Here is a 26,101-nt window from a genome sequence, read left to right as displayed (position 1 = left end):
ATATAAAACAAAGAATTTGCAACTATTTATTTTATTAATATGGTTTCTAATTTTTTAATATAGGCATTCGCTAATTTAATTTAAAATATAAGTGATTTCTAGGTATTTATAAAATTGGCAATATTTTATCATTTTAAAAACCTTAAAAAAGTAACAAAACTATAATTTTAACGTTAAAAAATAAATACAAAATACAAATGAGCATACAGATATTATGGGTAGATGATGAAATTGAGTTGTTAAAGCCACATATTTTATTTTTAGAATTAAAAAACTACAAGGTAACTACCTGTACAAATGGTGCAGATGCCATAAATTTAGTAGCAGAAGAAAATTTTGACATTGTTTTTTTAGATGAAAACATGCCTGGTTTAACAGGTTTAGAAACTTTATCTGAAATAAAACAAAAACAAGCCAATTTACCAGTGGTAATGATTACCAAAAGTGAAGAAGAATATATTATGGAGGAAGCAATTGGCTCTAAAATTGCAGATTATTTAATAAAACCTGTAAACCCGAATCAGATTTTATTAAGTTTAAAAAAGAATCTAGACAATTCTAGGCTGGTTTCTGAAAAAACAACCTCTAATTATCAACAAGAATTTAGAAAAATTTCTATGGATTTGGCCATGGTAAATTCTTACGAAGATTGGATTGAATTGTATAAAAAACTAATTCACTGGGAACTGGAATTAGAAAATATTAGTGACGCAGGAATGTTGGGGATTTTAGAAAGCCAAAAACAAGAAGCCAATTCTCAGTTTTTTAAATTCATGAAAAAAAATTATGAAGATTATTTAACGGCACATAACAAACCAACATTTTCACACACATTATTTAAAGATTATGTAGTGCCAGAATTAAGCAAAGATCAAGGTGTTTTATGGGTTGTAATAGATAATTTACGTTATGACCAATACCGTATTTTAGAACCTTTAATTAACAATCATTATAAAAAAGAAGTAGAAAATACTTATTTTTCTATTTTACCAACAGCTACACAATATGCTAGAAATGCTATTTTTTCTGGATTGATGCCATCTGAGATGGAAAAAAAATACCCACAATATTGGAAAAACGATACCGATGAAGGTGGTATGAACTTGTATGAAAATGAGTTTTTATCGGCACAAATAAAACGTTTAGGTTTAGATATTAAACACGAATATTATAAAATATCATCACTTAAAAACGGAAAAGAATTAGCAGACAACTATAATGGCACCAAACAAAACGATTTAACTGCTGTGGTGTATAACTTTGTTGATATTTTATCGCACTCAAAAACAGAAATGGAAGTGATTAAAGAATTGGCTGGTGATGATAAAGCGTACAGAAGTTTAACGTTAAGTTGGTTTAAAAACTCGCCTTTGTTTGAAATTATTCAGAAAGCACAAAGTCTAGGACAAAAATTAATTATCACTACAGATCATGGTACTATTAATTGTAAAAGCCCAACAAAAGTAATTGGCGATAAAAACATTAGTTCTAACCTGCGATATAAAACAGGTAGAAGTTTGTCTTACGAAGAAAAAGATGTGTACGCTGTTAGAAATCCAAAAGATATTTTTTTACCAACCATAGCTATGAATGCACCTTTTATTTTTGCTAAAGAAGACTTGTTTTTTGCATATCCTAATAATTTTAATCACTTTGTAAAATATTACAAAAACACGTATCAACATGGTGGTGTTTCTTTAGAAGAAGTAATTATTCCTTGTGCTGTTTATAGTCCGAAATAAAAAACCTAAAGACCAAAACAGTATTTAATTATATATTATTAGATCTGGTCAAGTTTTAGAAGATTGTTTGTTCTATTTTAAAATTATAGAGAATTATAGGTATGATGGGAAATAATTTGCAGTTTTTAGTAACATCAAAACATCTATTACTATTTAAAAAGTCAATTAGATTTTAAGTATTTTTGCCAAATGTACAAAAGCTATTCATTAGAAAACCTATCAGAAATTGCAACTGCAGTAATTACCTCTGTAAAAAATAAAACGCTATTGTTTTATGGAGAAATGGGTGTAGGTAAAACCACTTTAATCAAAGAAATCTGCAAACAGCTAGGTGTTTTAGATAACATCTCCTCTCCTACTTTTTCATTGGTAAATGAATATCAAACAAAAAATAATGAAAGCATTTTTCATTTTGATTTTTATAGAATTGAAGAGGAAGAAGAAGCTTTAGATATGGGTATTGACGATTATTTTTACAATAATAATTGGTGTTTGATAGAATGGCCAGAAAATGTGGAAAATTTATTACCTTTAGAAGTTGTTGAAATTCATTTATCAGTTTTAGAAGATGGACAACGTAATATTCAACTAAAATAAACAACCTATGAGTTCTTATTCTCCATTTAGCAAAAAAGATTTGCTACCTCAAGAAGAAATGCTAGAAATTAAAAAACAAAAAGGAGAATTGTTTATTGGCTTGCCAAAAGAAACCTATTTAAGCGAAAAACGTGTTTGTTTAACACCAGATGCTGTAGGTGCTTTAACTTCTAATGGACATAGAGTTGTTATAGAAACAGGTGCAGGAGATGGTGCAAGTTTTACAGATAAAGAATATTCTGATAATGGTGCAAAAATTTCTTACAACATAGAAGAAGCCTTTAAATGTAATATTGTCTTAAAGGTAGCACCTCCTACAGAAAAAGAAATCGAATATATAAATCCGAAAACTATTTTAATTTCTTCTTTACAATTAAAAACACAATCTAAACAATATTTTGAAAGCTTATCAAAGAAAAAAATTACTGCCATTGCTTTTGATTACATCAAAGACGACCATTATTCTTACCCGATTGTAAAATCGTTAAGCGAAATTGCTGGTACTGCCTCTATTTTAATTGCTGGCGAATTAATGAGCGGTTTAAATAAAGGAAATGGTTTACTTTTTGGTAATATTGGTGGTGTACCCCCAACAAGTGTTGTAATTTTTGGTGCAGGTACGGTTGGCGAATATGCTGCAAAAACAGCCATTGGTTTAGGTGCAAGAGTTAAAGTATTTGATAATTCTATAAGCAAATTAAGAAAGTTACAAGATTGCTTAAATGCGCCAATTTACACTAGCACATTACAACCAAAGACTATTTTAAAAGCTTTAATGCGTTGCGATGTTGCTATAGGAGCCGTTCGAGGTAAAAATAGAAGTCCTATTTGCGCTACAGAAGAAATGATAGAAAAAATGAAAGAAGGTGCAGTAATAGTAGATGTTGCTATAGATAGAGGAGGCTGTTTTGAAACCTCTAACATAACAACACATAAAACACCTACTTTTGTAAAACACGGGGTTATTCATTATTGTGTACCCAATATTCCTGCACGTTATTCTAGAACTGCCTCTGTTTCTATTAGTAATATTTTTACACCATATTTACTTAACATTGCAGAAGAAGGCGGTTTTGAAAACACAGCGCGTTTTGATAAAAGTTTACGAAATGGCATGTATTTTTATCATGGTGTTTTAACCAACAAAACTGTAGCAGACTGGTTCGATTTACCTTTTAGAGATATTAATTTGTTAATTTTATAAGGCGCTTTTTATATTTAAAAAGTATCTTTGCTTTTCAAATTATCACAATGCTTACAAAAAGAATTTTCTACTATTTAATTGGTTTATCTATCGGCTCTATTGGAGTATATTTTTTTTGGCAGAAAAAAAATGCGACTTTCGATTATGGTATGGATGCAAGAACACTAAAAACAATTCGCGTCAGAAAAATAGCCTATTCAGAAAATGCAAAAAATGTGATGAGAAACTTTGATATTGATACTTTAAAGGTGAATACCATATTAAAAAATGGCGATGTTGATTTTGGAAAAAGCAAGCCAAGACAAAAACCTTGTGCAGATTATTATATCACAGGAAAAAAAGAGTTAGAAAATATAAATTTATTAGTAAAACGTTGCGATTCTATTGCTACCATTGAAAAAATAATAGTGAATTAACAAGCTGCATTTTTTTTATTGAAACCTTGTCTGTTGAAAATCACTTACGTTTTAAATAAAAATTATTGGTATCTATTTTAGCTTTTGCAATCTAATTTACGTATTGTTTTCATTTACTGAACGCTCCTTATTGAAAGTTATTTTTAAAGTCTTTAAACTTGTATTTTCTAGTTTTTTGCCAAAAGAAATTCAGTTAAAAAAGTAAGTAAAATCTATATTTTTTTTATAATATATATCATTTTTTTACTTATAATTACAAGTTTACATAAAAACGTTCTTCTATTTTAGCTACATTTTTAATCGACTTTTTAACCCAATCGAAATACAAAATTTCTTTTTCTTCTGTTGATAGTTGCCATTCTAATTCAGATTTTCGAAGTTTTGTAGTTACGTCTTGTAAAATAATTGCAGCAGCGACAGAAATATTTAAGCTTTCTGTAAAACCTACCATAGGAATTTTTAAAAAACCATCTGCATTTTCTAAAACATAATCAGAAACACCGGCTGCTTCTACCCCAAATACAAATGCCGATTTTTTAGAAACATCAAAATTTTGCAATAAGCAAGAATCGTTGTGGGGCGTTGTTGCTATGATCTGATATCCTTTTGATTTTAGATTACTTAAACATTCTTTGGTATTATCGCCATCACTTTTATATCTAAAATGATTTAACCATTTTTGAGAACCTTTAGCTACATGTCTAGAGACTTTGTTATTGTATTTGTTTTCTATGGTGTAAATGTCTTGAACACCAAAAATATCGCAAGTTCTAACCACAGCACTTGCATTATGTGACTGATAAATATCTTCTAAAACGACTGTAAAATGTCTTGTTCTATTTTCTAAAACAGTTTTAAAAAGGTTTTTTCTTTTCTCTGTTAAAAAACTTTCAAAAAATTCTAAGAGCTTTAAATTTATCATACAATAAAATTTAAATTAAATATTTTAAAAAACAAAAAAGTTTGTATGTATATAAAAAAGTAAAAAAGGCAACTTATAAATAAGTTGCCTTAGAAAAATACTACTAACCCCTTAATAGTAAATTATTATTGTTAAAAGTAGATTAATAAATTATAATTTGAATTAAAAAAAAATGGGGGACTTTATGACCGGGGGGAAATAAAATGAAATCAATTATAATACTATTAAAGAACTTTTAATTTGTTGTGTTTATAATAACATGACAAATATATTTTTTTCATTTTAAAAAAAACGCCTTCAAAGTATGAACGATACATAATAAATGATGAAATAGCTATTTGTAGCGATTAAGTACAATTTGGTATTTACAATATGATATTGTGTATTAAAAATAAAGAATCGTACCTAATTAAATTAGGTTAAGACGATTTTTTAAATTCATCCAATATTTATTTCCAATTGGTACTACATTTTTTTGAATAACAATTGTACGATCCTCTATATCTACAATTTTATTCAAATTAACTATATATGATTTATGTACTCTAAAAAAGCTTTTTAACGGTAGTCTTTGTTGAATTTTTTTTAGAGAAATATTCACTTTATGAGTTTCAGTATCTGTTGTAATTAAAATATAGTTTTTATCAGACTGAATTATATTTATTTCATTTATTGTTAATCTAATTAACCTATGATTTATATTTACAAAAATATAATCTGATTCATGGTTTTTCTTTTTTTCTAAAGTTTTAGAACCTGTATTTGAATCAACATCCAACATTTTTATTTTTTCTATAGATTTTTCTAGAGAATCTAAAGAAAGTGGTTTTAATAAATAATCAACAATATTTAAATATTTAAAAGCTTTTATAGCAAGTTGGTCATCAGAGGTAATTAAAACAACTTTTGTTTTATATTTAAGAGTTTCTACAAAATCAAAACCATTAAAATCTGGCATATGAATATCTAAAAAAATTAAATCTACCTTGTTATCATTTAGAAACTTTATCGCTTCTATTGCGTTAGAATATTCTCCAATTACAGTAAGTAATTTAATTTCATTACACAAGGTTTTTAAAATAGACCTTGCCATTTTTTCATCATCTATAATGATACAATTCATAAAAGTTATAAGGTTTCTATATAATGTGTAATTGCTATTAAAATTTTCTCAAAATCTTGTTTTCTTTCTAAACTGTGCTCGCGAAGATTATGTTCAAACTCTTTAGCTACTTTGTAACTATTACTAAGGCCTAAAATACTAATTTTATGTTTAAGTCTATGAACATTTTCTGCTATTTTTTTAAAATTATTTTGTTGTAAACTCTCAAAATAATATTTTTTTTCTTCTGGAAACTCTGTTTTAATAATATTTATCAATTCGTTTTTTATAGAGTTATCTCCTCTTGCCAATTGGTTTATATATATTAAATTAGGTTTTTCCATCTTATTTTTTTAGAGTAAAATAAAAAGTAGTACCTACATTTGGCTCACTTTCCAACCAGATTTTCCCTTTGTATAAATCGATTATTTTTCTAACGATTGACAATCCAATTCCAGAGGAATCTTCACTTTTATTTAAAGAATGAAAAGCTTTAAATATTTTATCATGATATTTTTTTTCGATACCCATTCCGTTATCTTTAATTGAAAATTGATAATATGTTGATTTTTCTACACAGTCAATTTCTACAATCCCTTTTTCTTTATCAGAAAATTTAATTGCATTACCTATGAGATTTTGAAATAACTGTTGAAATTTTATATCATCACCTACAATTACAGGCAATTTAGTTAACACGTTTAATGAAATATTTTCTGGTATAAATAGTACCTTTTTTAAATTATTTAATGTTTTATTAAGATTTACAATTTCCTGTTTACTTGTATTTGCGCCAGCGCTAGAATATTCTAATACATCAGAAATAATTTTTTCCATAGTTTCTAATGTTTTTGAAATTAAATTAAAGTTTTGCAGGGTTACATCATCAAACATATCTGCATTATCCATTTTAATCCAAGAAACCAAAGCATCAATACTTCTTAAAGGTGATTTTAAATCATGAGAAACAATATGAGCATATTCGTTTAAGTCTTTATTTTTTTGCTCTAATTCTTTTAAAATATTTTCTTTTTGAAATTGTAAGGTTTTTAGTGGTGTAATATCTAAATGAATCCCAATAGAACCAATAGTTTCTCCTTGTAAATTATAGTTAGGAGCTCCACTAACCAACCAATGTTTAATATCTCCTTTCTTATTTTTTACTTTTAATTCGTAAGAATTAGATTTTCCTTTAATTCTTTTTAAACTTTCTTTATGTAAAGTTTCAGCATCAACAAAATCAAGAAAGACCTCAATTCCTTTTTTACCAATTAACTCTTTTTCTGAGTAACCAGACATTTTAGCAAAACTGTGATTTATCATTAAAATTTCATCTTGATTATTTACCTCCATTAAACCAAGGTTCATGTTTGCTATAATGTTACTGTACTTTTCTTTTAGTGTTTCTAAACTTTTATTATATTGTTTTTTTAATGTAACATCTTTATATGTCCAAAGATGTCCTTTATATTTGATATCACTTACAATAGGTATAAAATCTCTTTCTAAGATTGTACCGTTTTTCATCACTAATTCGTCTGCTAAAACTTTTTCTTTTTTTTGTAAAATTTCTGATAGTTTGTTTACAAAATCTTCTGGTTTTTTAAAGAGTTCTTTACTTTGTTCTGCAGCATTAGAACAATCTCGTCCTATCATTAAATCAGGAGAAACAGGTATATTAAAAAGATCGCAAAATTTTTGATTTGTTAGTACTATTTTTCGATTCTCATCTTCTAACAAAACTGCTTTATCTAAATTCATTATTATAGAAGACAGTCTGTTTTCTGATTCAACTAATAAATCGGATGCTTTTTTTTCTTTAGTTATATCTCTAATTATAGCTTGTGCTGCAATAGGTTTGTTTTCATTATTAAATAACAAAGTTCCTTTTACTTGCAACCACATTATTTCTTTAGATTTCGTTAAAATTCTTAGTGTGTATGCATCTGTAGAGCCCTCTTTGTGTAAGGTTTTAAAAAAATCTTCTACATAGTCAATATCATCTTTGTAAACTAAGTCTTTAATATTAATTTTTTCTTTTTTTAAGTCGCTGTTAATTACCTTAAAAGCTACTTTATTCATTTCTAAAATATTGCCTTTTAAGTCAATAACTAAATAGGCATCATTTATAGTATCAAATAAACCTTTTAATAAAAAAGATTTTTCATTTAAGAGTGTTTTTAACTCTTCTGATAATAGGTATAAATCTCTAGATTTTTCTTCTAATATTTTTTCGGCTGCTTTTCTAGCTGCTTTTTCTCGTTTTAATGCACGTTCTAATATTTCTACTTTGTTACTATCCATTAATTTTTAATAACTGTAAATCTAACCTCTGTACCATCTTCTTTAATTTTTTCTAACTGAATCGTTGCAGTGGTATTAAAATGTTCGAAAGTTTTGTTCATTAACCCTAGTCCAAAATGATGCATTGCTCTACTAGATTTATAGACCATAATTAACGATATTTCAGATTTTTCTTCTACAAGAAAGGTAGGTAATTCTGCATCTGGGTAAATTTTTAATACTTCAACATGTATATGATTTTCAATAGATGAAAGCATTTCTATAGGATCTTTATAAGTTGCTAAAAGACCTGGGTAGCTATTTTCTATTACTGAAAAGAAATGTTCTCCATAGATTAAAAGTAAGTTATCTATAGAAATATCTGTGTATTTACTAAGATGTTGTAATAATTGTAACATTTCAGAAAAACTATATGTTCCTATAGATATATAAACTCCTTCAGATTTTAAATTAGCGTTTAAAATAATTTTATCAACCATTTCTAAACCAAATTTATCTTCTACCAAATCTAAAAATTCTGTAAAAACAATGCCTTTCATACTTAGTCTTTTTTTAATTCGTTTAAGCTCCAATAACTTAAAACTTTTTCAATTTTAAATACATAGTCATCATATTTTAATGGCTTTAAAATGTAGCCAGAAACGCCTATTTTAAAGCACTCTGTTAAATCTTTTTTATTATCTGAAGTTGTTAGAATGATAACAGGAATATGCCTTAAATCTTCATTCTCTTTCATTATAGATAAAAATTCGATACCACTTATTTTAGGCATGTTTAAATCTAACAAAATTATATCAGGAAAGTTATTTTTATCCTTTAAGATTTCTAGAGCTTCTTCCCCATTTTTTGCCTCTTGGAGTTTATGATTTAATTTAAGAAACGAAATTGTACGTTTCATTTTCATAATTTCGATTAGATTATCCTCAATCAATAAAACATTTAATTTCTTTTTCATTTTTATTTTAATAATTAATGAATACAATATTAGCTTAAATAAAGTAATTTTTAAAAAAAAGTTAAGATTTAATAAATTTTATGTAAAATAATTGAGTTTTTAGGAAAAATATTATTTGATATATAATTTTGATTAAGATATCAATTGATTGAAATACTCGTAGATTTCTCCTTTAGAAATAGAACTTCCTTTTTCAATTAAATCAAATAATTCTGCATTTCTGTCAGATTGATTGTAGGGTTTTGTTCCTCTAAAAACCTCTACTGAATTGTCCATTGGGTTTTTAAGTAACCACTCAAAACCTTCTTGTTCTAATAGATTAATATCCCAATTTACTTGAATAGCAATTCTGTGTATTTCTTCATTTTCGCATTTAAACAAATTGGCTGTTGTTTTAGAAAAGTGCTCTAAATATTTTGTTTTATCTAATACATCATCCCAAACAACATCAGAAAACACATTCATTTCATCTTCTGCAACGTTTGGTTTTTCTTCTTTAATTTGTTTCCATTCGGTTGCATCTATATTTTGACTCGCTAAAAAACGAGCAAATTCTTGGTGTAAACTTTCAAATTGCTCTTTTGTTAATTGTCTGTATTTCATAAATATATTTAATTTATATTTTATTGCGCTTAATCTGACATTAGATTGTATATATAAAAAGCCCGTTATTTCTAACGAGCTTTTTAAAAAATGTGTAAAAGTTTGTTACTATTCAGCAACAACCTCAAAAGTAATATCAGCAACTACTTCTCTGTGTAATCTTACAGATGCGTCGTATTTACCTAATCTTTTTACAGAACCACCAACAACTTTAATGAATTTCTTGTCAACTTCTGTTCCTTCTTTTGCTAAAGCTGCAGCTAAATCTATGTTGTTTACAGAACCAAATAATTTGTCTCCAGAACCAGTTTTAGATGCAATTTTAATTTCATATCCTTTAATAACTTCTGCTATTTTGTTAGCATCTTCTATTAATTTAGCTTCTTTATAAGCGCGTTGTTTTAAATTTTCTGCTAATACTTTCTTTGCAGAAGTTGTAGCTAAAACAGCTTGCCCAGTAGGTATTAAAAAGTTTCTACCATAACCATTTTTTACAGTTACAACATCATCTTTAAAACCTAAATTTTCTACGTCTTGTCTTAATATCAATTCCATGTCTCTACGTATTTATTATTTTAATAGATCTCCAACGTAAGGCATTAACGCTAAATGACGCGCTCTTTTAATTGCTTGCGCAACTTTACGTTGATATTTTAATGATGTTCCTGTTAAACGTCTTGGTAAAATTTTACCTTGTTCGTTTACTAAATACATTAAGAAGTCTGCATCTTTATAATCGATATACTTGATATCTTTCTTTTTAAATCTACAGTATTTTGCTTCTTTTTTAGTGTCTATATCTAATGGCGTTAAATATCTAACGTCAGCAGATTTACCTCCTTTTGCTTGTTGTTCTATTGTTGCCATGTCTTATTTTTTAGTAGATTTAACACGTTCTCTTCTTTTCTCTGCCCAAGCAGCAGCATGTTTGTCTAATCTAACAGAAAGGTAACGCATAACGCTATCATCTCTTCTAAATTCTAACTCAAATGCAGCAATTTCTTCACCAGCTACTTTGTACTCAAATAAGTGATAAAAACCACTTTTTTTCTTTTGGATTGGATACGCTAATTTTTTTAAGCCCCAATCTTCTTTAGAAATCATTTCGGCACCTTTAGAAACCAAATAGTCCTCAAACTTTTGTACTGTTTCCTTTATCTGAGTATCAGATAAAACGGGATTCAAAATGAAAACAGTTTCGTAATGATTCATAATTAAATATTTATTGTTTATTTTTAAGGGTGCAAATATAATAACTTTTTAATAATTACAGCTATCTAAACACAAATTGTTTAGCTATTTTTTTTGAGATCAAATGCTTTATTTATCTCTTTGAGATGTCATAATAATTTTTCTCAATCCTCTTCATAAAAATTATATGTTCTTTTAATTTAGGTCAAAACGAATCCCCATAGAAATATTTCTTGTTTCTGTATCTTTAAATAGTGGATTTAAATCGTACTTTACGTAAAGACTAGTAGATCTATATCCCACGTAAGTGCTTAAACCGTAATTAAATATATTCATGTTAAAATTATCGTAAGCTACTTGTTCTATGTCTCCATTATTTGGATCTGAATATTCTAAATATTGCCTTGTTCCTAACTTAAAACCTGCAAAACCTCCTACTCCAATTTTTACAGATCTGTTTCTTTTATCATATACAAAACCATCTTTGTATTTTTTATTTTTAGATAAATCCCACTCTAGATGTATTGGGAAATTCATTTGTACATGTCGTAATCTACTATCTTTTAAACTTTGTGAAAAGACTTGAATTTCTGTTACATCGTCATTTTTTACATGATATTGATTGTCTTTCAAGCGCAAATTATTCCAAAGAAAAGAAACACCATACTTGAAGTATAATTGAGAAGCTTCTCTAGAAAACCTTGTTTTCCAAGTAAAACCTAACTCGTAAAAACGAGAGCGCCAAAATTGATATTCTGAATCGTTTAAAGAAGATAGTTGGTTGTTTTGCAATACATTATTTACCCCCATGGCAAATACAAATTGTGTAGTGGTACTTCTGTTTCTTCTGTTAGATCTATGCTGTTTTTCCTTATTTCTACTAGTATCACCATTATCGCTATCAACAGTAAAACGAAACGTTTTATTACCAACTGTGAATGTGTTTATTTCGTCATTATTACTAAAATTTTTATTTGAAGAACTTGCTATTTTACCATTGGTTTTATCTTGCACCAATAACTGTAACAGATGTTCTTGCTCACCAACTTTTAGTTCTATTTGCTTTGCATGATAAGCCGCTAATTCTTTCTTTAAAGTTTCTGCAGTTGGCTTTGTAATTTCTCCTTTTTCTAGTTTTTTGTCAATTTCTAGCACTTTGGTTTTTAAAGAATCTTTCTGTTTTTTTGTAATTAACTCAATTCTTTTAGAAATTTTTGCGACTTCTTTTTCAAAGGTTTTTTCTTGTGCAACAACAACTAATGATGCAAAAAAGAATACTATTGGTAATATTTTTTTCATGTTTTTTTGATTTTTAAATTTTATTATTTTTTCAAGATCTTTGTTTCTGCTTAAGTTAACAATATAATTAATCATTTCTACTAGCAATTGCAGAGGCTATGTCTGTTACTCTTCTTTTAAGCGATTTTAGAAAATTATTCTGAAAAAAATCATCATCTATAGTACTTTCAACTTCTGCTAAAATGGTTTCAGGATTCACTTTTAAATTCGATTTTTTAAGCTCACTTTTAATCGTTTTTAAAACGTCATCTCTTGTAACATTAACCTTTGCATAATAGGCTTTTACTTCTGTTTCTGTGTGCGTTAAAGCATATAATAAATCTGCTCCACTTACTTTAATTCGACTATTTGTATTGTTTACTATTTTAGATGCAACGGTTTGGTTCTTTACTAATGGTTTTAGTTCATCAATATATACAGCTACTTTATTTTTAATTTCTTTTTTATTCATTTCCTTTTTAATAATATTTACATTATTTGCAATTGTATTTACTTTTTTCTTTGATTTTTTCTCTGTAATCAAACTTACATTTTTAGGTTTAATTTCTTTTACTTTTTTCTCGTTTTTAACAATGACTTCCTCTACAGGAATTTCATTAAAAATTTTATCAATTTTATTTTTAATAATTACAGTATCAATAGGTGTATCTACTATGATGTTTTCTGGTATAATTACTACTTCTTTATTAGATAAAAGATAAACCCCTATAGAAATTAGCACCAAAATACTTGCTGCATACCCTATATAAAAAAACCAACCCTTCTTTTGTTGCTTTGACTGTTGGTCTAATTGAGTAGACAAACGTTCCCAAGCAGAAGCTGAGGGTTCAAAAGTTCTGTTTGCTAACTTTTCTTTTATATTAGTATCTATTTTATTTGATTTCATGAATTGTTGTATTCATTTTAAGATAATTTTCTTGCAATAATTTACGTGCTTTAAATAATTGCGATTTTGATGTACTTTCAGAAACACCTAACTTTTGGGCAATTTCTGAGTGTTTATAACCTTCTATGGCATATAAATTAAATACCATTTTATATCCTTCTGGTAATTGATCTATCAGTTTTTGAATATCTTCTCCAGAAGTATTTTCTAAACTTTCTATTGCTGCATCATTAAATATATAATCTTCATCAGATAGATTTATTACATTTTTTTTTCGGAGGTAAGAAAAGCAGGTATTCACCATAATTCTTCTAATCCAGCCTTCAAAACTCCCTTCGTGTTTAAACTTAGCTAAATTGGTAAAGACTTTTAAGAATCCTTGCAACATTAAATCTTCTGCGTGATGTAAATCTTTTACATATTGCCTGCAAACGCCCAACATTTTAGGAGAAAATTGCTCAAATAATTGTTTTTGCGCTTCTCTGTCATGATCACTTGCTTTTTTAATAAGTGATTTTTGGTTATGCAATGGTATAATTTTCAAGCCTCTTAGATTCTATTTTTACTGCCTTACAAATATATAGACTCCCAAAGTTTAAAAATGGTTGCTTTGTAAAAAAAAAAAAAATGACTTTTAGTTTTTGTTTGATAGTTTTAGTAAAATAACTAAATACAAAAAAAATAATTAAAAATTATAAACCAAAAACCTACCTAATACGCATCCACATCAATAATAAAACGAATAGGTCTAAAGTCTTTAACAGCATCAAAAGTATTTTTAATTTTAGAAACTGAGTTTTTGGTATTTGCTAAACTTTGTTTTGGTGGAATTTTAATTACAATATTTTTAATATACTGATTTCTGATTCTTGAAACTGCAGGGGCTGTGGGACCTAACACATGCTCTCCAAAAACATTATATAAAGCTTTAAATAGCCAATTTGCACCTGTATCAACTTTGTTGTAATCTCTATGTTTTAGAGTGATTTTTATCAATCTGTAATAAGGCGGGTATTTGTATTGCCAACGATCTTGCAACTGTTCTTTATACATTTCTATATAATTTGTGGTAGAAACTTGTTGCAATATTTTATGATATGGATTGTAAGTTTGGATGGCAACATTGCCTTGTTTTTTGCTACGACCTGCTCTACCAGAAACTTGTACCATCATTTGATACGCTCTTTCATGTGCTCTAAAATCTGGAAAGTTTAACATGGTGTCTGCATTTAAAACACCTACTAAAGACACATTTTCAAAATCTAAACCTTTTGAGAGCATTTGTGTACCTACTAAAATATCTATTTCTCTAGCTTCAAAAGCACCTATTATTTTCTGATAACCAAATTTACCACGAGTGGTGTCTAAATCCATTCTACCGATTTTAAAATCGGGGAATAGCTCTTTTAATTCCAGCTCAATTTGCTCAGTTCCAAAGCCTTTGGTATCTAAAGTATTGCTACCACAAGCGGCACAAATATTAGGCATTGCACGTTGATAACTGCAATAATGACAACGTAATTCATGTTTGTATTTATGAAACGTTAAAGTAACATCACAATTTGGGCATTCTGGAGAAACACCACAGGTTTTACACTCTACAACTGGCGAATAACCACGCCTGTTTTGAAATAAAATAACTTGCTCTTTTTCGTCTAAAGCTTGTTGAATTAACTTGAGCATTCTATCAGAAAAATGACCATTCATTTCTCTTTTTTTATGTTTTTCTTTAACGTCAATCAACTCAATTTTTGGTAATTGAACATTTCCAAAACGCCTATTTAATTCTACAAAACCATATTTGTTTTGCTGTGCATTAAAATAGGTTTCTAACGATGGTGTTGCAGAACCTAGCAATATTTTTGCTTGATGTATTTTTGCCAAAACAATAGCAGCATCTCTAGCATTGTATCTTGGTGAAGGCTCAAATTGTTTGTAAGAAGTTTCATGCTCTTCATCAACCACAATTAAACCTAAGTTAGAAAAAGGTAAAAAAACCGAAGATCTTGCCCCTAATATAATTTGTGCTTTTGTTTTGTTTTCCAAAACATTGTTCCACACTTCTACTCTTTCGTTCATAGAATATTTTGAGTGAAATACAGAAATTTGATTCCCAAAATAAAATTCTAAACGCGCTATAATTTGCGTTGTTAAGGCAATTTCTGGAAGTAAAAACAATACTTGTTTACCAGTGTCTAAAACCTCTTGAATTAGTTTTGTATACACTTCTGTTTTACCAGAACTTGTAATTCCATGCAACAATGTAACATCTTTTGTTGTAAACGTTTCTTTAATTTCTAAAAGTGCTTTTACTTGGAATTCGTTTAAGGTTTTTAAATCGTTGGTATCTCCTTTAAAATTGATTCTATCTGTTTGTATGTGATAAAATTCGAAGATATTTTTAGTTACCAAAGATTTTAAAATGGAAGATGAAACATTGGCTGCAGTTTCTAAATCTTTCGCTTTTATTGGTTTTTTTGTGGTTGATAATTGAAAAAATGTTAAAACGGCTTCTCTTTGTTTTTTGGCTCTAGTTAACTCTTCTAATAAGGCATTTAAAGAATCATCTGAATTATAATTTGCATGTAAACGAACATATTTTACCAACTTAGGTTTATAGGTTTCGTAAATTTCTTCTTTTATATAAATGGCAGATTTTTTTATGAGCTCATTTACAATAGGCATTACTTTTTTCTTACCTAAAATAGCAGCAACTTGATGGATGGTTAATTGAGATTGATGTTGCAGCGCCTCAAAAATAAGAAACTCGTTGTCTTCTAAAGAAACATCGTCTGTAAAAGCCTCGTTTTTGTAAATAATAGTTTCGCTTTCTAGTAAAAAAGCTGATGGCAAAGATGCTCTATAAACATCGCCTAAAGCACACATGTAGTAATTTGCAATCCATTGCCAATGTTGTAATTGTTGCTCACTTACAATAGGTGCTTCATCTAAAATTTGATTGATTTCTTTGGCTTCATACAAAGTAGGTGCTGTTGTATGGATCTTAAAAACCAAACCTGTGTACATTTTTGTTTTCCCAAAAGAAACAGCTACACGCATTCCTTTTTGTAAAAAATTAACTTCGTCTTCTGTTACGGAATAGGTAAACGTTTTTTGAAGTGGAATGGGTAAAATAAGATCTATAAAGTGGTTTGTCACTTCGTTTGGTTTTTCTTTTGAAATGATAAAAAATAAAAAGTCTTCACTTTAAAAAAGTTTTCGATACAATTCCGATGAAAAATCGGAATCACTCGAACTGACATTTTTATATGTTTATTAGCTATCAAAACTACATAAAAATCGTTAGATTGTAAACAATAATTTGAAAACAAATAGTAACTTTTTTTGGGGTATCAGATTTTTAATAATGATTTATTAAAAAAATAAAGGTCACAAACATATTTTAAAAGATATTTTTTATTGGATAAAAAACTATAAGGTTTTAAGTGTTTGATTATCAGTAAAAAAAATAAAATCATGTGTTGACACCAATCTATCATTCTAGTAAAAATAGCATCTAATTAATGTCATTAAAAAAAGGTTAATTACTAAAAAAAATCTACCCATCTGAGTTAGCCTCATCTTTACGAGGCTTTATTTTTCTGCTACCTTCATACAATTCATACTTTACAAACTTACAATCTAAATCGCCATTTTTAAGAGCAATTCTTTTAGAGGTTCTTAAGCCTACAGACTTTAAAGCATCGGTATCTGAAGTAATTAACCAAGCTGTAGAACCTGGGTAATTGTGTTTTAATGTATCGCCAATTTTCTTGTAAAATTCTAGAGTGTCTATATTTAAACGCTCTCCATAAGGTGGATTGAACAAAATGGTGGTATTGCCAAAAACTTCTTTTGTTGAGTTGAAAAAATTCACATGATGTACACCAATAAATTCGTCTAAATTGGCGCTTTCTATATTGGCTTTAGCTTTTTGTACAGCAGATGGTGCTTTATCAAAACCCATAATTTTAAAGTGCGAGCTTCTAATTTTCTTTAGCAAGGCATCTTGTATGGTAAAATATAAATCTTCATCATAATCTTTCCAATGCTCAAAAGCAAAAAGTTTTCTGTTGATGTTTGCCGGAATGTTGTTGGCAATCATTGCAGCTTCTATTAAAATGGTTCCAGAACCACACATGGGATCTATAAAATTTTCATCGCCTCTGTAACCAGATAATAAAACCATACCTGCTGCCAAAACTTCGTTTATAGGTGCAATATTAGTGGCTGTTCTATATCCTCTTTTATGTAAAGAATCTCCACTAGAATCTAAAGAAACTGTTAACCAGTCTTTTTGAATATGAACATGAATTTTTACATCTGGATATTTTAAATCTACATTGGGTCTTTTATGATATTTGTGTCTAAAATAATCTGCAATGGCATCTTTAGATTTTAAAGAAATATAATGCGAATTGGAAGTAAAGTTTTTAGAATTTACAACTGCACCAATAGCAAAAGTCCCTTCTGCATCTAAATAATTCTCCCATTTTATTTTCTGAATGGCTTCATACAAATCTTCTTCATCGTAAATTTTACAAGTCTTTATAGGCTTTAAAATACGCACTGCAGTTCTTAAGGCAATATTGGCTTTGTACATAAAACCTTTATCGCCTCTAAAAGAAACGCTCCTAACACCTTCTTTTATATCTTGTGCCCCTAATAATTTAAGTTCGTTAGCTAATACACCTTCTAAACCAAAAAGGGTGGTTGCTGTCATTTTAAAATCTCTGTTCATACTCATAAAAATTGATTGCAAAAATACACTTTCTAAATAGGAATTATTAGAAATTCTAAATTTGATTTTTTAGCAAGTAAGATTTAGTTACATTTACAAATTATTTTAAGTATGAAAACAACAGATTGGTTTGTAGATTGGTTTAATACACCTTACTACCACATATTATATAAAGATAGAAATGATGATGATGCACAGCTATTTATGCGTAACATTACCTCTTTTTTAGAGTTACCAAAAAGTACTCATATTCTAGATTTACCATGTGGTAAAGGGCGTCATTCTGTTTTTTTAAATTCTTTAGGCTATAAAGTTACGGGTGGAGATTTATCTGAAAACAGTATAAAAGCAGCTAAAAGGTTTGAAAATGACCTTTTAAAATTCAAATTACATGACATGCGTAAACCTTTTAATAACAGGTATGATGCTGTTTTTAATTTGTTTACCAGTTTTGGTTATTTTAAAGATGATGCAGAGGATATTTTAACCTTACAAAACATTAAAAACGGTTTAACAAAAAATGGTCTTTTTGTGTTTGATTTTTTAAATGCAACTTTTGTAAAAAACAATTTGGTTGCCCAAGAAACTAAAATTGTAGATAACATTACTTTTTACATTAAAAGAGAAATAAAAGAGGGATTTATTTTAAAACATATTTCATTTTTTGCAGATGGAAAAAATCATCATTTTACAGAACGTGTAAAATATTTAGATTTAGAAAAAATGACCACTTTTTTAGATAAAATAGGTTTTAAAATAACACATGTTTTTGGCAATTATCAATTAAATAAGTTTGATGCTAAAAATTCTAATCGATTAATTATAGTGGCAAAATGAGTTATATATTTTTAATAACTGCAGTTTTTTTTGGGGCTTTACTAGTATTTTTAATAAAACCAAGTAACAAAATTGTTCGTTTACTACTAGCTTTTAGCGGTGCTTACTTACTCTCTGTAACCATTTTACATTTATTACCAGATGTTTATACAACAAGTGCTGATGGCAAAATTATTGGTGTTTTTATTCTTGCTGGTATAATTTTACAGTCTGTTTTAGAATCTTTTTCTAAAGGTGCAGAACATGGCCATATTCATATGCATTCTGATAGCAAACAATTCCCAACGTTATTGTTTTTTAGTTTATGTATACATGCATTTTCTGAAGGTTTGCCAATACACAATGCAGATAGTAATTTATTGTGGGCCATTGTAGTGCATAAAATACCTATTGCAATTGTGTTAACTACTTTTTTAATTCACACTAATTATTCTAAAAAGATAATTTTTAGTTTTTTGATAGTGTTTGCATTCATGAGTCCTTTAGGGGTTTTATTTGGTGATAAAATTGACTTTTTCAAAACGTATTACACTGAAATTACAGCTATAATTATTGGTGTTTTCTTACATATTTCTACAATTATTCTCTTTGAAACTACAGAAAATCATAAATTTAATTTACACAAATTTATGGCAATTTTATTGGGAATAATGTTAACCATTTTTACATTATAGATTTTTGCAAATTTTTATTGAAAGTGACATGCCTATTTGTTAATAGATTTATGTTTTTTTGACATATTAATGAATATTTGAAAAAAATAAAAACAACAAATACTTAAAGAAAAAATAAGACTTTAAAACAAAACTTACCTTGTAGAAAAATGCTTATTAAATATAAAATTGATAAAAGGTATCTGTTTTAATTCGCAACTTCATTAATAAATTTAATACGCATTAACCTAAGTTCTTCCTCATCATAATCACCATCAAACTCGTCTAAAGCTTCTTGTATTTTATCAGATTCTGCTTCCATAAAATAGTCATAGATTTCTTCTTGCTGATCTTCATCTAATAAATCATCTAATGCATAATTGATGTCTAACTTGGTTCCAGAAAAAATTATAGCTTCCATTGCTTTTATCAATTCTTCCATTTCTAACCCTTTGGACTTTGCCATGTCATCTAAGGGAAGTTTTTTGTCAGTATTTTGAATAATAAATAGCTTTAACCCTGAATTTGTACCGGTACTTTTTACAATTAAATCATCTGGTCTTAGTACATCATTATCCTCTACATATTGTGCAATTAATTTTATAAAATCTTTACCAAATTTTCTTGCTTTACCTTCTCCAACACCATGTACTTTAGATAATTCTTCTAAAGTAATTGGGTATTTTAAAGCCATATCATCTATCGATGGATCTTGAAAAACGGCAAAAGGTGGTACACCTAATTTGGTAGCTACTTTTTTGCGTAAATCTTTTAAAAGTTTTATCAATTTATCATCAGCAGTTCCACCAGCAGATTTTGCATTGGTAATAATTGTATTGTCATTTTCAGCAGAATAAGAATGGTCTTCAGTCATTAAAAAAGAAGTCGGTTGCTCTAAAAAATGCGTCCCTTTTTTTGTTAATTTAATAACACCATATTGCTCAATTTCTTTTTTAATATAATTTACTACTAAAACTTGTCTAATTAAAGCCATCCAGTAAGAGGCTTTTTTATCTTTACCAATACCAAAAAAAGGCTGTAAATGCGTTTTATGAGAAGTTAATAAAGCATTTTCTTTACCAACCAACGTATTTACTATCTCTTTAGATTTATATTTTTGCAATGTGTTTTTAATAACAGATAAAAGTTTTGCAACATCCTCTTTAGCTTCATGCTTTTTCTTCGGATTTCTAGAATTGTCATCCATATCTGCACCTTTTCCTTTTACTTCATCAAACTCCTCTCCAAAATAATGCAATAAATATTTGCGTCTGTTCATAGAGGTTTCTGCATAACCTACCACTTCTTGCAACAACGCATGACCTATTTCTTGTTCTGCAACTGGCTTGCTTGCCATAAATTTTTCTAGCTTTTCTATATCTTTATAAGCATAAAATGCCAAACAATACCCTTCTCCATCATCGCGTCCTGCTCTACCTGTTTCTTGATAATAGCTTTCTAAACTTTTTGGGATATCGTGATGTATTACATAACGCACATCAGGCTTATCTATTCCCATACCAAAAGCAATGGTAGCAACTACAACATCACAATTTTCCATTAAAAACATGTCTTGGTGTTTTATCCGTGTTTTAGCATCTAACCCTGCATGATAAGGCACAGCATTAATTTCATTTACCTGTAATATTTGAGCAATTTCTTCTACTTTTTTTCTACTTAAACAATAAATAATACCAGATTTTCCTTGTCTTTGTTTTATAAACCTAATAATGTCTTTTTCTACTTCTTTGGTCTTTGGTCTTACTTCATAAAATAAGTTAGGTCTGTTAAAAGAAGCTTTAAATCTATTTGCTTCTGTAATTCCTAACGTTTTTAAAATATCTTCTTGTACTTTTTCTGTAGCAGTAGCTGTTAAACAAATTACAGGAACGTTATCTATTGCTTTTATAATATGTTTTAAATTTCTGTATTCTGGTCTAAAATCATGACCCCATTCAGAAATACAGTGGGCTTCATCAATAGCTACAAAAGAAATTTTTTGAGATCTTAAAAACGTAACATATTCTTCTTTTATTAAAGATTCTGGTGCTACGTATAAAAGCTTTGTAATGCCGTTTGCAATATCTTCTTTTACTTGCGCAACTTCAGATTTGTTTAAAGAGGAGTTTAAAACATGAGCAACCCCATTATGTTCAGAGATTCCTCTAATAGCATCAACCTGATTTTTCATTAAAGCAATTAATGGTGAAACCACAATTGCTGTACCTTCTTGCATTAAAGCTGGCAATTGGTAACAGAGAGATTTACCACCACCTGTTGGCATAATAACAAAGGTATTATTACCCGATACAATACTTTTAACAACTTGCTCCTGTAAGCCTTTGAATTTGTTAAATCCGAAGAACTTTTTTAAAGGACTATGTAAATCCATTTATTTAATATTCGTTTTAAATTAAAAACAATGTACAAACTTTCTTTATTATTTGTTGTAACTATTTTTTATAGTAAATTTGCTCGTTTCTTAATCTAAAGATATAACTTTTTTTTATTCTGATAAAATACAAATCCATTGAAAAATTCGAAACCAATTTTACAAACTGCAAAAGAAACAATATTACTAGAAAGTAATGCAATTGCAAATTTGAAAAATTTATTAGATAGTAATTTTGAGAATGCTGTAAACTACATTTTAAATTCAAATGGTAGAGTAATTGTTACAGGAATTGGAAAAAGCGCTAATATTGCTACAAAAATAGTAGCAACGTTAAATTCTACTGGTACACCTGCTATTTTTATGCATGCTGCAGATGCCATTCATGGGGATTTAGGAAATGTTCAGCAAAATGATGTGGTCATTTGTTTATCAAAAAGTGGAAACACCCCAGAAATTAAAGTTTTGGTACCACTAATTAAGAACTACGGAAATAAAATTATTGCCATTACTGGAAATATTGACTCCTTTTTAGGTAAAAATGCAAATTTTACCTTAAATACTTTTGTAGAAAAAGAAGCTTGCCCTAATAATTTAGCGCCAACAACTAGTACCACTGCTCAATTAGTTATGGGCGATGCTTTGGCTGTTTGTTTGCAAGATTTAAGAGGATTTTCTAGTAAAGATTTTGCAAAATATCATCCAGGTGGTGCACTAGGTAAACGACTATATTTAAGGGTTTCTGATCTTATTAAAAACAACGAAAAACCACAAGTAGATATAAAAAACTCTGTTATTAAGGTAATTGTAGAGATTTCTGAAAAACGTCTTGGAGTAACTGCTGTTTTAGAAAATAATACACTTGTGGGTATTATTACAGATGGTGATATAAGAAGAATGCTAAGTAAAACAACAGATATTAATAATTTATTGGCAGAAAATATTATGGGTAAAAGCCCAAAAACTATCCATAAAGATGCTATGGCTGTTGAAGCTTTAGAAAAGCTAGAAAATAATAATATAACACAAATATTAGTTGTAGATGATTATAATAACTATGTAGGTGTTGTACATTTACATGATTTAATAAAAGAAGGTATTTTCTAATGGCAAAAGCACAAAAAGAAATGTCTTTTTTAGGACATTTAGAAGAATTAAGATGGCATTTGGTTAGAAGTGCATCAGCTATATTTATTATAGCTATTGTATTATTTGTTTTTCAAAAAGAAGTATACGAACACTTTTTATTAGCACACAGAAAACCAGATTTTATTACCTACCAACTTTTTTGCGATTTTTTTAATATGCTGGGTATAGATAGTACCTTTTGCGATGTTACTTTTAAAGACAATTTAATCAGTTTAAAACCTACACAACAGTTAATGAACTCTATTTGGTCTTCATTAATTTTAGGTATTGTACTCTCTTTTCCTTATTTGTTGTGGGAAATTTGGCGTTTTATTTCTCCTGGTTTAACTGATAAAGAAATTAAAAACTCAAGAGGTTTTATTTTTATAGCCTCATTTTTATTTTTTATTGGAATCGCTTTTAGTTTTTATGTAATTGCGCCTATATCTATTCATTTTTTATACAATTACCAAATTACAGATTTAATACAGAATAATTTTACTATGGACTCTCACATAGGATTAGTAACCAACATGTTACTAGGCGTTTCTGTGTTGTTTGAATTACCTGTTTTGGTTTATTTTTTAACTAAAATTGGTTTGGTAACCCCAGAATTTTTAAAAAAATACAGAAAACATGCTTTGGTTGTTGTGTTAATTTTAGCAGCAATTATTACGCCTCCAGATATTGCTAGCCAAGTAATTGTAGCAATTCCAATACTTATTTTATACGAAGTAAGTATTAAAGTCTCTAAAATGGTCATTAAAAAACAGCAAAAAAATGCACAAAAAAGTCCAAGAGTTTAATGATTATCGTTCTAAAATGAATGATAAAATTCTAGCGTCAGATAATAAAGTTATCAAAAGAATATTTAATTTGGATACAAATGCCTTTAAAGAAGGACATTTACCAGTTAAAACAAAAGAACTTTTAGGCCTAGTAGCTTCAGCAGTTTTAAGGTGTGATGATTGTGTACAATATCACCTAGAAGCAGCTAAAAAAAATGGGGTAACTACAGAAGAAATGATGGAAACTATGTCTATTGCTAATTTAGTGGGGGGCACTATTGTTATACCTCACTTAAGAAGAGCTGTAGAATATTGGGAGTTTCTTGAAACTAAAGAAGCTTAATTAATGAATGGTTTCATCATATAAATGTCTAAACGTTTGTGAGTGCTTTAAGATTTCCTATCAATATTCTTTATTACTTTTACAAAAACAACAATTAAACGTTTCAATAGTTATACAATTACACCTATTTAACAAATGATTTTAAAAGCAGACAACATTCAGAAGATTTATGGAAGTAGAAAAGTTGTAAAAGGCATTTCTTTAGAAGTACAGCAAGGAGAAATTATTGGATTGTTAGGACCAAATGGTGCTGGAAAAACAACTTCTTTTTACATGATTGTTGGTATGATTAAGCCCAATGCTGGCACTATTTTTTTAAATGATGAAGAAATAACACAAGATGCCATGTACAAACGTGCACAAAAAGGTATTGGTTATTTGGCACAAGAAGCCTCTGTATTTAGAAAACTATCTGTAGAAGATAATATTATGTCTGTTTTACAATTTACAGGACGTTCTAAAAAAGAACAAAAAATAAAATTAGAATCTTTAATAGAAGAATTTAATATTGGCCACGTAAGAAAAAACAGAGGCGATTTATTATCTGGTGGAGAAAGAAGAAGAACAGAAATTGCACGTTGTTTGGCTTCTGACCCCAACTTTATTCTATTAGATGAACCCTTTGCAGGTGTAGACCCAATTGCTGTAGAAGATATACAAAGTATTGTTGCTCAATTAAAGAATAAAAATATTGGTATTTTAATTACAGATCATGATGTGCAAGCTACTTTAGCGATTACAGATAAAACATACTTAATGTATAATGGTAGTATTTTAAAAGAAGGTACACCAGAGGAATTAGCTGCAGATGAAATGGTACGTAAAGTATATTTAGGTAAAGATTTTGAGTTGAAAAAGAAGAAGACTTTTCAATAGAAACAACCTATATGCCATAGAATTCCAGAGGGATCGTGCAAAAAAAACTCTTTACCCCAATCGTTATTTACAATTTTTGAAAGCTTTACTTTTTTAAACTTTTCTGTAAGTTTTTTAGCTTTTAAAATTGCTAAATACGCTTCAACATTTTCTACTTCTAAAAATAGCATTGTATTATCTACCCAATCTTTTACATAGGCTTTTTGTAAATAAAAACTCAACTTTTCATCAACCTTAAAAACAGACATGTTTTCTGATAAAACCAATTCTAAAAATCCTAATTCTGTATAGAAAGCTCTAGATTTCTCAAAGTCTTTAGTACCAATAAAAGGTCTTATCGATTTAAACTGTTGTTTTTTTTCCATCCTTATAAAATACTGATAAAATTACATAAAGCGTTATAATTAATGGGATTGAAAGGTATTGTAAGAAGATAATCATTCCTAATGAAACCAATAAAAATAAATATTTTAGCAAATTATTTTTAACTGAATATTCTTTAAATTTTAATGAAAACAAAGGCAATTCAGCATTCATTAAATACGTTAAAATTAGGGTAATTGCAATTAAAAAGTAGTTGTTAGAAATTAAATCTTGTATAAATTCAATATCTGAAAATTGTTGAATTAAAGGTAAAGAAATTACAAACAAACTCATAGCCGGTGTTGGCAAACCTATAAATGAATCGGTTTGTCTATTGTCTATGTTAAATTTTGCCAACCTGTAACAAGCACCTAAAGTTAGAAGTAAACCTAAAAATTGAATAGGAGCTATTTTTACTCCACTCCAAATCATCTTTTCAGTTTCTTCAAAACTTGACCCAAAATAATCGTTTGGAGATAACAAACTAAACATAATAATACCCGGTACAACACCACTTGTAACCATGTCTGCCAATGAATCTAATTGTGTTCCTAAATCTCCAGAAACATTTAGTAAACGCGCTAAAAATCCATCAAAAAAATCAAAAAAGATACCCAATACAACAAAAAGTGCTGCAATTTCAAAAACTCCATGTACTGCAAAAATTGTGGCAATCATTCCGCAAAAAAGATTACCAAGTGTTAATAAATTAGGAATATGTTTTTTCATAATAAATTGGAATAAAAAGCTAAAATAAGA

General features: G+C 28.3%; 28 protein-coding genes. 10 read left to right on the top strand and 18 right to left on the bottom strand.

The features are described from left to right. The first annotated feature begins 197 nt into the window (after positions 1 to 197). The 4 genes from porX to AC2D6T_RS06430 all read left to right on the top strand — a co-directional run bounded on the left by porX (position 198) and on the right by AC2D6T_RS06430 (position 3,959). Positions 198 to 1,742, top strand: a complete 1,545-nt coding sequence (gene porX / locus AC2D6T_RS06445; protein ID WP_484680881.1) for a T9SS response regulator signal transducer PorX — start codon at positions 198 to 200, stop codon at positions 1,740 to 1,742. A 189-nt stretch (positions 1,743 to 1,931) separates the two neighbouring features. Beyond that, a complete protein-coding gene (tsaE, locus tag AC2D6T_RS06440; protein WP_484680880.1) occupies positions 1,932 to 2,339 on the top strand; it encodes a tRNA (adenosine(37)-N6)-threonylcarbamoyltransferase complex ATPase subunit type 1 TsaE in 408 nt (135 codons plus the stop codon). Positions 2,340 to 2,346: 7 nt separating this feature from the next. Next, the gene (locus AC2D6T_RS06435) at positions 2,347 to 3,543 is read left to right on the top strand and encodes an alanine dehydrogenase (RefSeq protein WP_484680879.1); all 1,197 of its coding nucleotides are present in this window, start codon (positions 2,347 to 2,349) and stop codon (positions 3,541 to 3,543) included. A gap of 47 nt (positions 3,544 to 3,590) precedes the next feature. Beyond that, positions 3,591 to 3,959, top strand: coding sequence for a DUF4258 domain-containing protein (locus AC2D6T_RS06430; protein WP_484680878.1), 369 nt, complete (start codon positions 3,591 to 3,593; stop codon positions 3,957 to 3,959). 253 nt (positions 3,960 to 4,212) lie between these two features. Here AC2D6T_RS06430 and AC2D6T_RS06425 read toward each other — a convergent pair whose 3' ends face one another. The 15 genes from AC2D6T_RS06425 to AC2D6T_RS06355 all read right to left on the bottom strand — a co-directional run bounded on the left by AC2D6T_RS06425 (position 4,213) and on the right by AC2D6T_RS06355 (position 17,962). After that, entirely contained in the window at positions 4,213 to 4,881 is a 669-nt protein-coding gene (locus AC2D6T_RS06425) for a TrmH family RNA methyltransferase (RefSeq protein WP_484680877.1), read from the bottom strand. Between the two features lie 409 nt (positions 4,882 to 5,290). After that, on the bottom strand, positions 5,291 to 6,004 hold the full coding sequence (locus tag AC2D6T_RS06420) for a LytR/AlgR family response regulator transcription factor (RefSeq protein ID WP_484680876.1): 714 nt from the start codon (positions 6,002 to 6,004) through the stop codon (positions 5,291 to 5,293). A 5-nt stretch (positions 6,005 to 6,009) separates the two neighbouring features. Next, a complete protein-coding gene (locus tag AC2D6T_RS06415; RefSeq protein WP_484680875.1) occupies positions 6,010 to 6,327 on the bottom strand; it encodes an Hpt domain-containing protein in 318 nt (105 codons plus the stop codon). A gap of 1 nt (position 6,328) precedes the next feature. Next, positions 6,329 to 8,287, bottom strand: a complete 1,959-nt coding sequence (locus tag AC2D6T_RS06410) for a PAS domain S-box protein (protein ID WP_484680874.1) — start codon at positions 8,285 to 8,287, stop codon at positions 6,329 to 6,331. Further along, complete coding sequence (locus tag AC2D6T_RS06405; RefSeq protein WP_484680873.1) at positions 8,287 to 8,826, bottom strand: heme NO-binding domain-containing protein; 540 nt, start codon at positions 8,824 to 8,826, stop codon at positions 8,287 to 8,289. Before AC2D6T_RS06405 ends, AC2D6T_RS06410 begins: the two co-directional genes overlap by 1 nt. 2 nt (positions 8,827 to 8,828) lie before the next feature. Then, a complete protein-coding gene (locus AC2D6T_RS06400) occupies positions 8,829 to 9,242 on the bottom strand; it encodes a response regulator (protein WP_298946651.1) in 414 nt (137 codons plus the stop codon). Positions 9,243 to 9,374: 132 nt separating this feature from the next. Beyond that, positions 9,375 to 9,845, bottom strand: coding sequence for a DUF6495 family protein (locus AC2D6T_RS06395; protein WP_484680872.1), 471 nt, complete (start codon positions 9,843 to 9,845; stop codon positions 9,375 to 9,377). A gap of 108 nt (positions 9,846 to 9,953) precedes the next feature. Continuing rightward, positions 9,954 to 10,400 (bottom strand): 50S ribosomal protein L9, encoded by a 447-nt coding sequence (gene rplI / locus AC2D6T_RS06390; protein ID WP_298946647.1) that lies wholly within the window; start codon positions 10,398 to 10,400, stop codon positions 9,954 to 9,956. 15 nt (positions 10,401 to 10,415) lie between these two features. Next, positions 10,416 to 10,712, bottom strand: a complete 297-nt coding sequence (gene rpsR, locus AC2D6T_RS06385) for a 30S ribosomal protein S18 (RefSeq protein ID WP_298946645.1) — start codon at positions 10,710 to 10,712, stop codon at positions 10,416 to 10,418. A 3-nt stretch (positions 10,713 to 10,715) separates the two neighbouring features. After that, positions 10,716 to 11,057 carry a 30S ribosomal protein S6 gene (gene rpsF / locus AC2D6T_RS06380; protein ID WP_138535038.1) on the bottom strand — a complete coding sequence of 114 codons (342 nt, stop codon included), beginning with the start codon at positions 11,055 to 11,057 and terminating at the stop codon, positions 10,716 to 10,718. A gap of 174 nt (positions 11,058 to 11,231) precedes the next feature. Continuing rightward, positions 11,232 to 12,335: a hypothetical protein gene (locus AC2D6T_RS06375; protein ID WP_484680871.1), complete on the bottom strand. Its 1,104-nt coding sequence runs from the start codon at positions 12,333 to 12,335 to the stop codon at positions 11,232 to 11,234. A gap of 67 nt (positions 12,336 to 12,402) precedes the next feature. After that, positions 12,403 to 13,221, bottom strand: coding sequence for a hypothetical protein (locus AC2D6T_RS06370; protein WP_484680870.1), 819 nt, complete (start codon positions 13,219 to 13,221; stop codon positions 12,403 to 12,405). Further along, positions 13,208 to 13,765: an RNA polymerase sigma factor gene (locus AC2D6T_RS06365; RefSeq protein ID WP_484680869.1), complete on the bottom strand. Its 558-nt coding sequence runs from the start codon at positions 13,763 to 13,765 to the stop codon at positions 13,208 to 13,210. The genes AC2D6T_RS06370 and AC2D6T_RS06365 overlap by 14 nt, the downstream gene beginning before the upstream one ends. A 167-nt stretch (positions 13,766 to 13,932) precedes the next feature. Beyond that, positions 13,933 to 16,380 (bottom strand): replication restart helicase PriA, encoded by a 2,448-nt coding sequence (gene priA / locus AC2D6T_RS06360; RefSeq protein ID WP_484680868.1) that lies wholly within the window; start codon positions 16,378 to 16,380, stop codon positions 13,933 to 13,935. 400 nt (positions 16,381 to 16,780) lie between these two features. Continuing rightward, positions 16,781 to 17,962 carry a THUMP domain-containing class I SAM-dependent RNA methyltransferase gene (locus AC2D6T_RS06355; RefSeq protein ID WP_484680912.1) on the bottom strand — a complete coding sequence of 394 codons (1,182 nt, stop codon included), beginning with the start codon at positions 17,960 to 17,962 and terminating at the stop codon, positions 16,781 to 16,783. A 111-nt stretch (positions 17,963 to 18,073) separates the two neighbouring features. On the opposite strand from AC2D6T_RS06355, the gene AC2D6T_RS06350 reads away from it, so the two are divergent. Continuing rightward, the gene (locus tag AC2D6T_RS06350; RefSeq protein WP_298946633.1) at positions 18,074 to 18,799 is read left to right on the top strand and encodes a class I SAM-dependent methyltransferase; all 726 of its coding nucleotides are present in this window, start codon (positions 18,074 to 18,076) and stop codon (positions 18,797 to 18,799) included. Further along, the gene (locus AC2D6T_RS06345) at positions 18,796 to 19,473 is read left to right on the top strand and encodes a ZIP family metal transporter (protein ID WP_484680867.1); all 678 of its coding nucleotides are present in this window, start codon (positions 18,796 to 18,798) and stop codon (positions 19,471 to 19,473) included. The genes AC2D6T_RS06350 and AC2D6T_RS06345 overlap by 4 nt, the downstream gene beginning before the upstream one ends. A 187-nt stretch (positions 19,474 to 19,660) precedes the next feature. On the opposite strand, the gene AC2D6T_RS06340 is transcribed toward AC2D6T_RS06345, so the two are convergent. Further along, positions 19,661 to 21,844 carry a RecQ family ATP-dependent DNA helicase gene (locus tag AC2D6T_RS06340; protein ID WP_484680866.1) on the bottom strand — a complete coding sequence of 728 codons (2,184 nt, stop codon included), beginning with the start codon at positions 21,842 to 21,844 and terminating at the stop codon, positions 19,661 to 19,663. Positions 21,845 to 21,982: 138 nt separating this feature from the next. On the opposite strand from AC2D6T_RS06340, the gene AC2D6T_RS06335 reads away from it, so the two are divergent. The 4 genes from AC2D6T_RS06335 (at position 21,983) to lptB (ending at position 24,979) form a co-directional block, all read left to right on the top strand. Beyond that, positions 21,983 to 22,951, top strand: coding sequence for a KpsF/GutQ family sugar-phosphate isomerase (locus tag AC2D6T_RS06335; RefSeq protein ID WP_298946627.1), 969 nt, complete (start codon positions 21,983 to 21,985; stop codon positions 22,949 to 22,951). Next, entirely contained in the window at positions 22,951 to 23,778 is an 828-nt protein-coding gene (gene tatC, locus AC2D6T_RS06330; RefSeq protein ID WP_484680865.1) for a twin-arginine translocase subunit TatC, read from the top strand. The genes AC2D6T_RS06335 and tatC overlap by 1 nt, the downstream gene beginning before the upstream one ends. Continuing rightward, positions 23,753 to 24,103, top strand: coding sequence for a carboxymuconolactone decarboxylase family protein (locus tag AC2D6T_RS06325; RefSeq protein WP_438988330.1), 351 nt, complete (start codon positions 23,753 to 23,755; stop codon positions 24,101 to 24,103). The genes tatC and AC2D6T_RS06325 overlap by 26 nt, the downstream gene beginning before the upstream one ends. A gap of 135 nt (positions 24,104 to 24,238) precedes the next feature. Next, entirely contained in the window at positions 24,239 to 24,979 is a 741-nt protein-coding gene (lptB, locus tag AC2D6T_RS06320; RefSeq protein WP_438988329.1) for an LPS export ABC transporter ATP-binding protein, read from the top strand. Here lptB and AC2D6T_RS06315 read toward each other — a convergent pair. Next, positions 24,973 to 25,344 (bottom strand): VOC family protein, encoded by a 372-nt coding sequence (locus tag AC2D6T_RS06315; protein WP_298946619.1) that lies wholly within the window; start codon positions 25,342 to 25,344, stop codon positions 24,973 to 24,975. The two genes, lptB and AC2D6T_RS06315, sit on opposite strands and share 7 nt — an antisense overlap. Then, a complete protein-coding gene (locus AC2D6T_RS06310) occupies positions 25,322 to 26,071 on the bottom strand; it encodes a CDP-alcohol phosphatidyltransferase family protein (protein ID WP_298946617.1) in 750 nt (249 codons plus the stop codon). Before AC2D6T_RS06310 ends, AC2D6T_RS06315 begins: the two co-directional genes overlap by 23 nt. Positions 26,072 to 26,101: the final 30 nt, after the last annotated feature.

The organism is Polaribacter sp. YIW18, from assembly GCF_057219325.1.
The sequence above is the reverse complement of the archived record's forward strand: the minus strand, read 5'-3'. Positions and strand labels throughout refer to the sequence as shown.